At 57.9% G+C, this 11,539-nt stretch carries 8 protein-coding genes and 1 pseudogene; 4 read left to right on the top strand and 5 right to left on the bottom strand.

Translation table 11 applies throughout. The annotated features are described in order from the left end of the window. Positions 1-84 precede the first annotated feature (84 nt). The gene (locus NOM06_RS04920) at positions 85-477 is read left to right on the top strand and encodes a MerR family DNA-binding transcriptional regulator (RefSeq protein ID WP_181224153.1); all 393 of its coding nucleotides are present in this window, start codon (positions 85-87) and stop codon (positions 475-477) included. A 106-nt stretch (positions 478-583) separates the two neighbouring features. Here NOM06_RS04920 and rplY read toward each other — a convergent pair whose 3' ends face one another. The 5 genes from rplY to NOM06_RS04895 all read right to left on the bottom strand — a co-directional run bounded on the left by rplY (position 584) and on the right by NOM06_RS04895 (position 7,947). Beyond that, positions 584-871, bottom strand: a complete 288-nt coding sequence (gene rplY / locus NOM06_RS04915) for a 50S ribosomal protein L25 (RefSeq protein WP_005333252.1) — start codon at positions 869-871, stop codon at positions 584-586. Positions 872-987: 116 nt separating this feature from the next. Further along, positions 988-1,875 (bottom strand): hypothetical protein, encoded by an 888-nt coding sequence (locus tag NOM06_RS04910; protein WP_255910112.1) that lies wholly within the window; start codon positions 1,873-1,875, stop codon positions 988-990. A 95-nt stretch (positions 1,876-1,970) separates the two neighbouring features. Next, positions 1,971-5,885, bottom strand: a complete 3,915-nt coding sequence (gene hrpA, locus NOM06_RS04905) for an ATP-dependent RNA helicase HrpA (RefSeq protein ID WP_255910110.1) — start codon at positions 5,883-5,885, stop codon at positions 1,971-1,973. Between the two features lie 241 nt (positions 5,886-6,126). Beyond that, the gene (locus tag NOM06_RS04900; protein WP_005333273.1) at positions 6,127-6,549 is read right to left on the bottom strand and encodes a CBS domain-containing protein; all 423 of its coding nucleotides are present in this window, start codon (positions 6,547-6,549) and stop codon (positions 6,127-6,129) included. 120 nt (positions 6,550-6,669) lie between these two features. Further along, complete coding sequence (locus tag NOM06_RS04895) at positions 6,670-7,947, bottom strand: HD-GYP domain-containing protein (RefSeq protein ID WP_255910108.1); 1,278 nt, start codon at positions 7,945-7,947, stop codon at positions 6,670-6,672. Between the two features lie 208 nt (positions 7,948-8,155). On the opposite strand from NOM06_RS04895, the pseudogene NOM06_RS04890 reads away from it, so the two are divergent. The 3 genes and pseudogenes from NOM06_RS04890 (at position 8,156) to NOM06_RS04880 (ending at position 11,497) form a co-directional block, all read left to right on the top strand. Beyond that, positions 8,156-9,075: pseudogene (locus NOM06_RS04890) on the top strand (IS5 family transposase). Between the two features lie 338 nt (positions 9,076-9,413). Continuing rightward, on the top strand, positions 9,414-10,841 hold the full coding sequence (sbcB, locus tag NOM06_RS04885) for an exodeoxyribonuclease I (protein WP_255910106.1): 1,428 nt from the start codon (positions 9,414-9,416) through the stop codon (positions 10,839-10,841). A 155-nt stretch (positions 10,842-10,996) separates the two neighbouring features. Beyond that, positions 10,997-11,497, top strand: coding sequence for a hypothetical protein (locus NOM06_RS04880; RefSeq protein ID WP_005360277.1), 501 nt, complete (start codon positions 10,997-10,999; stop codon positions 11,495-11,497). Positions 11,498-11,539 lie beyond the last annotated feature (42 nt).

The following is an 11,539-nucleotide window of genomic DNA, read 5'->3' as shown; positions in this document are numbered from 1 at the left end:
GTTCTGACGCAATGGAACAAGAGTTGCAGTGCAGTTTACGTTTAGGTAAGGTGCAGACAGGATTTAGTTCGCCAAGAAGTCTGTATGAACAACAAGGATGAAGGACGGCGCTTCAGCATCAGTGAGCTGGCCCGGGAATTTGATATTACGACGCGCAGTATCCGCTTTTATGAGGATCAGGGGTTACTCAATCCCGCCCGAGAGGGACAAACCCGCGTTTACAGCAAGCAGGATCGGGTTCGCCTCAAACTCACCCTGCGCGGCAAGCGGCTCGGATTCAGCCTCGCCGAGATCCGCGAGCTGTTTGATCTCTATGATGCCGACAAGAGCAGCCGCACCCAGTTACAAACCATGCTGGGACTGGTTGAGGAGAAACGGGAGACACTGCAACAGCAGATGGAAGATATCAGGATGGTGCTGCTGGAGCTGGATGCCGCCGAGCAGCGCTGCCAACAGGCGCTTAGCCAGCTGGGATAACCGCCTCGTTGGCTTATCAGGTAAGTCCTTTCAGCCTGCTCACAAGATGCCAGATAGCAAAAAGCCACTCCTGAGAGTGGCTTTTCTTCAACCTGACGGTACGCTATTAAACGCGAACGAAGTCCAGGTGGATCAGCTTGTAACGTACCGGGTGACGCTGGATAGCTTTCACTTTTACGTTAACTTCTTCACCGTTGATAACCAGAGTCAGTACAGACTCATAGAATTCCGGCTTCTCTTGAGCCAGGATCATTTTCTTGTGGTCAACAGTGATGGACAGGGCTTCTTTGCCTGCACCGTAAACGATGGCAGGAACTTGGTCAGCTTGACGCAGGCGGCGGCTCGCACCTTTCCCCAGGTCAGAACGGACTTCAGCTTGGAATACGAAAGACATAGTATGTATCTCTTTTGGATGAATTTATGGTGCTAACTGCGACCGGTCAACACCTCGCAAAACGAGCGCGAATACTACCACGGGCCAACTTCGGATACAAGGTACCGACTCTGCATTTAGCGCCCCTGCTCCAACCGGGCGAATTGCTGCTGACGCTGGGCCGGGCTCAGGGCATCAAACCGCGCCAGGGTCTCGGCGCGCGGGCAGTAGAGACCCTCCCCCGTTCTGACTCGAATGCTCTTGCCAAGCCGCGGCTGATTCTCTGCCACCAGCGCCAGCAAATAGCTGTAGGTATCTGCTCCCCGGGCGCTGGATAACTGATTCGCTATACGCCACAGGGTCTCCCCTGCGGCGACCTGATGACACACGGTTTGTGGACCGCCGGCCGCAGGAGCCGAGAGGGTAAGCATGACGTCACTGCCTGCGGATAAGCTAGCCGTGTGGCTGGCGAGCGCTATATCGGCGCTCACTACTCCCTCATCTCCTTGGGCACCACTCATCCCCGCAGTGCGAAAGGTCGCCCCCAGCTGAGCCAGTAGAGGTTCGCTCTCGTCGGGGTCGCTGGGTATATCAACACCACCGAACGCGTCTTGGGGTGTACGGAACTCGGCGATAAAGGGCGCGACAGGTTGCGCGTGATAATCAGGGGAACCACTCCCCTGCTGCACGATTGCACCAGCCGCAACAGCCTGCCCGGGGACAACCCCGTAAGCCATCTCGTCGATGCGCCGCAGCCTTGCCAGATAGGTTTTGGAGAGCTGCGCCTCCCCCTCGAACAGATCGAAGGGGGGCACCAACCTGGCTGGAAAGAGGATCTGCCAGCGACCGTGCTTCTGCTTTTGGGCCAGCGGCGGAAACTGATTGCCACGCCAGGCCACAAACATCGCAGGCGGCGTGCGCGCCAGCGGGTAATATTCCGGGTTCAACTGCACCCAGGTTTGTTCCGCGATGGGTTGATAACCGCTGATCACCACCTGCGCCACACTCAACCAGCTCCCCAGCATCCTTGCCTCCCTGACTTGCGGTTTGAAGGGGCTACCTGACCGGCAACCCCTTCTCTGCACCCGCTATCATGCTGTTAAAACAGTTAGATAGCAGCTTAGCACTGAGCGATAGCGTTCAGCACCCGTTTATCGGAGACCGGATAAGGGGTCCCCAGATTCTGGGCAAAAAACGACACCCGCAGCTCCTCGATCATCCAGCGGATATTGGCCACCTCGGCTGGGATCAGCTGGGATTTGGGGATCTTGGACAGCAGCGCCTTGTACTCCGACTCTACGCTATGCACCTTGAGCATGTAGACCCGATCACGGTTGGGATCGATGGCGAGCTTCTCCAGGCGACGCTCGATGGCGCGCAGATAGCGCAGCAAATCAGGCAACCGCTGCCAGCCGGTCTCGGTGACAAAACCTTTGTGAATAAGGTTGCCGAGCTGCTGCTGGATATCCGACATGGCAAAAGCGGTATCGAGCTGCATCTTGCCCTTGAGCCGCTTCTTGATCTCGTGGGACAGCGTCAGCACGGCTTCCACCTGCTTGGCCACCTCCACCACCGCATCGTTGAGCTCGGCGCGGACAAACTCCTTGAGCGCCTCGAAATCGGCCTCGTCCCAAGCCAGCCCGCCATGCTGATCGATCAGCTTGTCGCAGCCACAGGCGATGCAGTCGTCGATAAGCTCGGCCACCTTGCCAAACGGGTTGAAATAGAGCCCCAGCTTGGCCTTGTTGGGCAGCTTCTCCTGCAGATACTTGATAGGAGATGGCACGTTGAGCAGCACCAGCCGGCGCTGACCGGCCCACATCAGCTGCTGTTGCACCACCGGGCTCTCCACCAGCTGGATGGCGACAGAATCTTTCTGATCCACTAACGCCGGATAGGCCTTCACCTCGAAACCGCTGCGCTTTTGGCTGTACTCCTTCGGCAGCTCGCCAAAGCTCCAGAGGGTAAGGCCGGACTGCTCGATGTCGTCGTCCGCCACTTGTGACAACGTCTCCTGCACCTTGCCGCGCAGCGACTCTTTCAAGGCTTCCAGATCTTTGCCTTCCGCCACCTTCTTGTGTTTGTCGTCCACCACCCGGAAGGTGAGTTTCAGGTGATCGGGCACCGCAGACCAGTCCCAGGATTCGCGGGGCACGGTCACACCGGTCATGCGGCGCAGCTGGCGCTCCATCTCGTCCAGCAGCGGCCCCTGCTCGGGGTTGATGCTGGCGAGCAGCGCATCGGCATAGTTGGGTGCCGGCACAAAGTTCTTGCGCATCGGCTTGGGCATCGACTTGATAAGGGCCACCAACAGCTCGTGGCGCAGCCCCGGGATCAGCCACTCGAACCCCTTCACCTCCACCTGATTCAGGAGCGGCAGCGGAATATGCAGGGTCACACCATCCGCCGCCTCACCCGGCTCGAACTGATAGGTCAACTTGAGCTTGAGGCGCCCCTGCTGCCAGAAGTTGGGGTAGTCGAGATCGCTGATGTGGGCTGCGTCCCCCTTCATCAGCATCTCTTTTTCGAAGTTGAGCAGCTCGGGATCCCGCTTTTGCGCCTCTTTCCACCACTTGTCGAAGTGACGGGCAGAGATCACCTCCTCCGGCAAACGGGCATCGTAGAAGCGGAACAAGTCCTCATCATCCACCATGATGTCGCGCCGACGGGATTTGTGCTCCAGCGCCTCCACCTCGGCCAAGAGCTTGCGGTTATCGCTGAAGAAACGGTGACGGGTCTCGAAATCCCCCTCCACCAGCGCGCGGCGTATAAACAGCTCGCGGCACAGCGCCGGATCGATACGGCTGAAGTTGATGGTGCGCTCGTTGACCAGGGTCAGACCATAGAGGGTCACCTTCTCCTTGGCCATTACGGCGCCGTTTTTCTTCGACCAGTGAGGGTCGCTGTGGTGCAGCTTGATGAGGTGGCCTGCAAGCGGCTCCACCCACTCGGGTTCAATCTTGGCGTTGATGCGGGCGTAGAGACGCGAGGTCTCCACCAGCTCGGCGGCCATCACCCACTTGGGTGGCTTCTTGAACAGACCCGAGGCCGGGAAGAGGTGGAAGCGACCGTTGCGGGCGCCGAGAAACTCCGGTTTTTCCAGATCCTTGTTGCCGATATGGCTCAAGAGGCCGGTCAGCAGCGCGCAGTGCACCGTCTTGAAATCTGCCGGTTCATGGTTGGCTTTAAAACCAAGCTCCTTGACCGTCTGACGCAGCTGGAAGTGAATGTCCTGCCATTCGCGCACCCGCAGGTAGGAGAGAAACTCCTTCTGGCACATGCGGCGGAACGGGTTGCTGCCAAGAGCATCCTGCTGCTCTTTCAGGTAATTCCACAGATTGACGAAGGCAAGGAAGTCGGAATCCCTGTCCTCAAAGCGTCTGTGCTGCTCGTCGGCGGCCTGTTTTTTCTCCATGGGACGCTCGCGGGGATCCTGAATGCTGAGGGCCGCGGTGATCACCATCACCTCGCTCAGACAGCCGGTCTGCGCCGCGCTGATCATCATCTTCGCCAGACGCGGATCAAGTGGGATGCGCGAGAGCTGGCGACCGATCTCGGTCAGTTGCAGTTTGGCCTCGCGATCGCCGGTGGCGGGAAGCTCGCGCACCGCCTCCAGCTCTTTCAAGAGAGTCAGGCCATCCTTGATATGGCGGGACTCTGGTGGCTCGACGAAGGGAAACGCCTCCATGTTGCCAAGGCCGAGCGCCAGCATCTGCAGGATGACGGAGGCCAGGTTGGTGCGCAGGATCTCGGGGTCGGTAAAGGCGGGACGGCTATTGAAATCCTCCTCCGAGTAGAGGCGGATACAGATGCCGTCCGCCACCCGACCGCAACGCCCTTTACGCTGGTTGGCGCTGGCCTGGGAGACCGGCTCGATGGGCAGGCGCTGCACCTTGGTACGCCAGGAGTAGCGGCTGATACGGGCCGTACCCGGGTCGATGACGTAACGAATGCCCGGCACCGTCAGCGAGGTCTCCGCCACGTTGGTAGCGAGCACGATGCGCCGTCCGGCATGTTGCTGGAACACCTTGTTCTGCTCGGCGTTGGAGAGGCGAGCGTAGAGCGGCAGCACCTCGGTATCGCGCAGGTTGAGTTTGCGCAGGGCATCGGCGGTATCGCGGATCTCCCGCTCGCCGTTCATGAAGATGAGGATGTCCCCCAGCCCTTCGCGAGCCAGCTCTTCCACCGCATCGAAGATGCCCTGCAGTTCGTCGCGCTCCTCCAGCCCTTCGCTCTTGTCACTGCTTTTTTTATCAACAAATAGTGGACGGTAGCGCACCTCCACCGGATAAGTGCGGCCGGAGACCTCGATCACCGGCGCCTTGTTGAAATGGCGGGAGAAACGTTGCGGGTCGATGGTGGCCGAGGTGATGATCACCTTGAGATCGGGGCGCTTGGGCAGCAGTTGCTTGAGATAGCCCAGAATGAAGTCGATATTGAGGCTGCGCTCGTGGGCCTCATCGATGATGATGGTGTCGTACTGGGTCAGCATCCGGTCGTTCTGGATCTCCGCCAGCAGGATACCGTCGGTCATCAGCTTGATGTGGGTCTGCTCGCTCACCTGATCGGTAAAGCGAACCTTGTAACCCACGTAGTGGCCGAGTTCGGACTCCATCTCCTCGGCAATACGGGCCGCCACGGTGCGGGCTGCCAAACGGCGTGGCTGGGTGTGGCCGATAAAGCCCTTCACTCCGCGCCCGAGCGCCAGACAGATCTTGGGGATCTGGGTGGTTTTGCCCGAGCCGGTTTCCCCTGCAATGATCACCACTTGATGTTCTTGAATGGCCTTGGCGATCTCATCCTGCTTCTGGCTCACCGGCAGGTTGTCCGGATAGGTGACCTTAGGCACACCGGCCAGACGGGTTTGATAGCGCGCTTGCGCGGCATCCAGATCGGCAGCGATGGTCTCCAGCACGGCGGCCTGTTTGCCTTCAGGTAGCTTCTTGACCCCGTGCAGACGGCTGGAAAGGCGGCGGGCGTCGAGGTTCATGCAGGCAGAGAGACGGCGGCGCAGCGCCTCGATAGAGAGAGACAAGGTGCGAATTCCTTAAATTAGGTGCCCAGAGGGGCCATATCGATAAGCTGGGAGCGATCCTAAAGAGCGAGCGGGGGCGGTGCAAGCCTTAACGTAGCGTTATCTATGGGAAGACAGAGAGATTGGCCGATCCTCAAACATGACAAAACAACCATTGTAAGATGGCATAACATGAATAAATCGCAGCATATGAAATAGCCAAGGCAAGCCGAAGCTTGCCTTGGGAGAGAGGAAAACAGGGTTAACCGTGGGTGTGATGGACAAAACAGGTAGTGAGCTGGGCGTGAATGGCCTGCATGACGTTGTGACGATTGATGACACCGAGCAGGCGCCCCTCCTCCACTACCGGATAGATTTTCGGCTTTTGCCCCATCATCATCTCCGCCAGGCTCAAAATGCTGGTATCTGGCCCCACCGACAACACCTCCTTGCGCATCACATCCTTGACCTGCGCCACCTGTTCGCAGTGATAGGCCTCTTTAAGCAGCACTGCGATGCAATCCTGCTCGGAGATCCAGCCAATCAGATGGCCCTGCCCATCCACCACCGGGCCACCGAGCTGATGACTGTTCAGAAATTTCTCGACCGCAGCTTGCACCATCATGTCGGCAGTGAAGGTGATGGGTCTGCTCTGCATATAATCCTTGGCTTTTAGCGATTCCATATCTGCTCCCCTACTGTAGTCCATCAAGCTGGCGTCTTGTGCGCCGGTACCGGCACCATGCTCGGCTTGTTCCAAGCATAGCTGGCTCGCGGCGGTATGAGTCAGCGGCCAGCCTCTCCCTCAATTGATGGCATGATCCGGCTCGCGATCCGGAATGGCTGCTATCATCATCTGCGGCAGGTGATCGGCCAGCACCGCTACCACAGCGGGATCGACCCGCCCCTGATCCGCCAGTTGCTGCATAAAGGTCAATGCGTCACGGGCAGGCAGGCCGCGCCGATAAGGTCTGTCCTGCACCATTGCCTGAAAAATATCAGCGACCCGCAGGATCCGCGCTTCAAGCGCCATGGCGGATGCCGGCAGGTGGAACGGATAGCCCTCCCCATCAGGCTCCTCATGGTGATAGGCCGCCCAACAGGCAATCTCCTCAAACCCTTCGATATGACGCAGGATCTGGTAAGTCTCGAAGCTGTGGGTATTGATGATGGCCCGCTCCTCTTTCGTCAGGCAGGCAGGCTTGTCGAGGATCTCGTCCGGCACCCTGAGCTTGCCCAGGTCATGCAGCAAACCGGCGATCTCCAGCATGTCGCAATGGATGGCACTGACTCCCATCTGCTCGGCCAATGCCCGAGACAACCTGCTCACACCGAGTGAATGCGTCATCGTGAATGGGCTTTTGGCGTCGACAATGCCGGAGAAGATCTGCGCCAGCGCTTTTAGCTCCCCGTTGAAGGTCAGACAAGGCTCCCGCACCTGCAGCATCTCCAGCATGTAATCATTGATGGAGCGAGCTTCCAGCTGCAGCCAGAATGCCTCAGAGCGAGACGCCTTGAGGAAGGCATCCACCAGCTCGGGGGCAAAGAACTCGTCACGGAAATCCTGCAGGCGTGCGCGGATCTCGTTGGTATGCATCAACAATGAACCATCGCCATAGTAGGGCGCCGCCAACGCATCGCAGCGATCCACCAGAAAGATAAGATTGGCCTGACGGGCTACATTGGGGTCCACATCGGCCATCTCGCGCAACAGGTGCCAGTGGGTGTGGTGATAACGGATAGGCAGGGCCAGTGGGGCCAGCAAACGGAAATCCTTGAGCAGCTGATATCCCACCTCGCAGTGGCGCTGGGAGGACTCCCAATCGAACTCGCTGACCAGATGATGATGGGTGATGGTCGAGGAGACACCGATATCATGCAGCACTCCGAGCTCGAACAGCAGACAGCGCTCAGCCTCACTCATCCCCAGCTCCCGGCTGCACTCGGCAGCCATAATCCCGACCCGTTTACCGTGGGCCACATCGCCAATGCCCACCAGATCCAGCGAGGCTGACAGGGCATACACCACCTGCCTTAGATCCACTTGCAACGAAAAGGGGGCTGCGCCCTGCGCTCTGTCCATGATCCGGGTCCCATGCGATGTTGTCGTATCAAACTGGCACTGTTTTATGCTTCGCCTTCTATCAACTTAGTCAATAGCCGAGCCTTTTACCTTGTTTTTATAGGCATTTATGACCCTGGCACCGGCATTGTTTCCCAAATAGATGCAGCTTGAATGGAACTAACTGAGGACTCGGTGATCTGATCATCACCATCCTCTTCAAATCTGCATCACGGGCACATCGTTTCACCCCATTACCAACTGGCCTACATACAACAAGTCTTTGATTAACCGTGGTTCACTCACCTTCTGGGTTGATGCCGAGGCCATGAGCAACTGGTTTCACCACGACCATCATGGGCGGCGGGGCCGCAGCCAGCTTTACACTGACCAGACCATCTGTACCTTCCTGATGCTCAAGGGGATTTTCAACCTCACTCTGCGGGCCACTCAGGGACTACTCGACTCCCTGTTCGAGTTGATGAACGTACCGCTTTGTGCCCCCGATTACAGCTGCGTCAGCAAGCGAGCACGCACAGTGACGGTCGCTTATCGACAGCCCCAAAGGGACGCATCACCGACCTGGTTATCGACTCAACCGGGCTGAAGGTGTTTGGTGAAGGCGAGTGGAAGGTCAGAAAACACGGTGCTGAGAAACGGCGAGTCTGGTGCAAGTTGCATCTGGCAGTAGACCCGGCCACTCACGATATCGTGGCGGCGGAAATCTCGCTGGAGAATGTCCATGATGCAGAGGTGTTACCGACTCTGCTCAAGCCACTGCGACGCAAACTGGGACGTGTTTATGCGGATGGTGCCTATGACAGCAAAGCTAGTCATCAGCTTATCTCGCGCAAAAGGGCGACAGCCTGTATCCCTCCTCGCAAGAGCGCGGGGTTATGGAAAAAGAGGCATCCAAGAAATGAGGCCGTGCTGGTGATGCGCAAAGAAGAGCTGGCGCACTGGAAAAAGATATCGGGGTATCACCGTCGCTCGCTGGCAGAGACGACAATGTATCGGTTCAAGCAGTTGCTGGCGGGGAAAATCAGTCTGCGTAACTACAACGGCCAAGTGGGAGAAGTCATGACGTATGTAAGCGCCATAAACAAACTGAATACCCTTGGCCTACCTGTCAGAAAGCCCCGAGTTTAGCGGTCACTTGGGGCTGGGGCAGGTGCAGGTGCAGGTGCAGGTGCAGGTGCAGGTGCAGGTGCAGGTGCAGGTGCAGCTTGATGGTTGATTTGGGAAACAACGCCACAGATATCACTAAACAATCATCATATCCTGAGAAATAGATGGGTCTTATAGACTCGGTAAGCAAGACAGAAGTGCATAAGATATCGGAAGCAACCGCCCAATAAACCACCACCTGCACGGCTCGCCCTTCGTTCTGCCTGCGCTATGGTTTACCATGCAGACAATTGTGGTGCCTGGCACCGCCCACCCTAGCGCCAGGCGCTACCGTCATCGGATACCTCATCTCGAGCAACATGAGCAAAACAGCACACGCGGGCAACGAGCCAACATTCTACTTTCACGACTACGAAACCTTCGGCATCAGCCCCGCCAAGGACAGGCCGTCGCAGTTTGCCGGTATTCGTACCGATGCGGATTTCAACATCATTGGCGAGCCGCTGGTCATCTATTGCAAGCCTCCGGCGGACTACCTGCCAGATCCGGAGGCGTGCCTGATTACCGGTATCACACCACAAAAGGCAATGAAGGATGGGCTGTGCGAGGCGGATTTCATTCGCCAGATCCACGAGCAATTCGCCACGCCGAATACCTGTGTGCTTGGCTACAACAGCATCCGCTTCGATGATGAAGTGACCCGCTACACCCTCTATCGCAACTTCTATGACCCCTATGCCTACAGCTGGCAGAACGGCAACTCCCGATGGGATATTCTCGACATGCTGCGGGCCTGCTATGCCCTGCGGCCGGAGGGGATCGAGTGGGCCTTTGACGATGAGGGCAAGCCGAGTTTCAGACTTGAAAAGCTGACAGTCGCCAACGGCGTGGCCCACGCCAATGCTCACGATGCACTCTCGGACGTACTGGCCACCATCGAGATGGCCAAGCTGGTGAAAAAAGCCCAACCCAAGCTATTCGGTTACCTGTTTGACCTTCGCAACAAGAATAAAGTGAAAGCGCTGATTGACGTGGTGACCATGAAGCCGCTGGTGCACGTCTCCGGCATGTTCTCCCCCTGGCAGGGTTGTGCAAGCTGGGTCTCGCCGCTCGCCTGGCACCCCACCAACCAGAACTCGGTGATCATGGTGGATCTGACCCGCGACCCCACCCCGCTTATCGAGCTCACGAGCGAGGAGATCCGCGAGCGCCTCTACACCAAGAAAGAGGAGCTGGGGGATCTGGCGGGCATTCCGGTCAAACTGGTGCACATCAACAAGTGCCCGGTGCTGGCACCGGCCGCCACCCTGACAGCGGAGCGCGCCGACGAGCTCGGCATCGATCGGGAGCAGTGCCGCAAGAGCCTGGATCTGCTGCGCGCCCACCCCGAGGTGCGGGAAAAACTGGTGGAGGTGTTCAATCAGGAGTTTGCCGGCAACAATGACAGTGACCCCGATACCCAGCTCTACGCCGGATTCTTTGGCCATGGCGACAAGTCCACCATGGATCTGGTGCGTGCCACCCCCGCGGATCTGCTGGGTGAGCGGGAGTTCGCCTTTACCGATGCCCGGCTGCCGGAGATGCTGTTCCGCTACCGCGCCCGCAACTGGCCACACACCTTGAGCGAAGCGGAGCAGAAACGCTGGCGCCTGCACTGCAGCGACTACTTCAGCCGCCGTCTGCCGGACTACGTGCCCCGTCTCGAGGCGCTGGCAGAGCAGAACCAGAGTAACGAACGGAACTTTGCGATTCTAAAGAGTCTCTACCACTATCTGGAAGATTTATGAGTTGTGAGTAGTTTCACAATAAATCCTTCCCGCCCATCCCCTTCTTCAGGTCATAATGACGAAGGGGATTTCCCCAAAAACCAATATCTTGCAACATCCTGAGTGGATGTCTCCCAAGCAAGATATCTCTTTGCCCGAACGGAAGCCATTTGCTGATGCCTCGTCACCACGCACTGCTCGGATTACTGGCCCTGCTGCCGCTGGCAGCCAACGCCGCATACCGGTTCGATGTGCCGGATTATCTTGCTCGCCTGCCCGAGCAGACCTATCGCATCGTAGAACAGAACTTCAATACCCTTTATCAGCAGACTGATTTCACTCCACTGATCACCAACAGCTACTTCAACGGCTCCCATCTCTACAAGTTTGTCGGGGTACCGCTGGCCATCAGCGCCCAGTCAGGTTTCCAGCTGGAGGTGTTTGGTCAGGTCTATAACCGTGCTTCGCAAGCCTATATGCACCTGAGCGAGGATATGTCCCTCTATCGGGTGATGCGGGTCGATCTGATGGGGAACCCCAATGATCAGCTGGCCATCGGTTTTGGTCTGGGGGTGCCCATCACCCCGTTGCTGACCCTCAAGGCGATCGCCTCCGGCAGTGATATCCCGGGCTATGGCTCCGCCAAATACGCCGTCGGTTTTGAGTGGCGTTACTGAAAAACGTGGCTGATAACCGCTGATTGAAACAATTCAGGCTCC

It is taken from the genome of Aeromonas sp. JL9 (assembly GCF_024436075.1).
GTDB classification, from domain to species: domain Bacteria; phylum Pseudomonadota; class Gammaproteobacteria; order Enterobacterales; family Aeromonadaceae; genus Aeromonas; species Aeromonas veronii.
The sequence above is the reverse complement of the archived record's forward strand: the minus strand, read 5'-3'. Positions and strand labels throughout refer to the sequence as shown.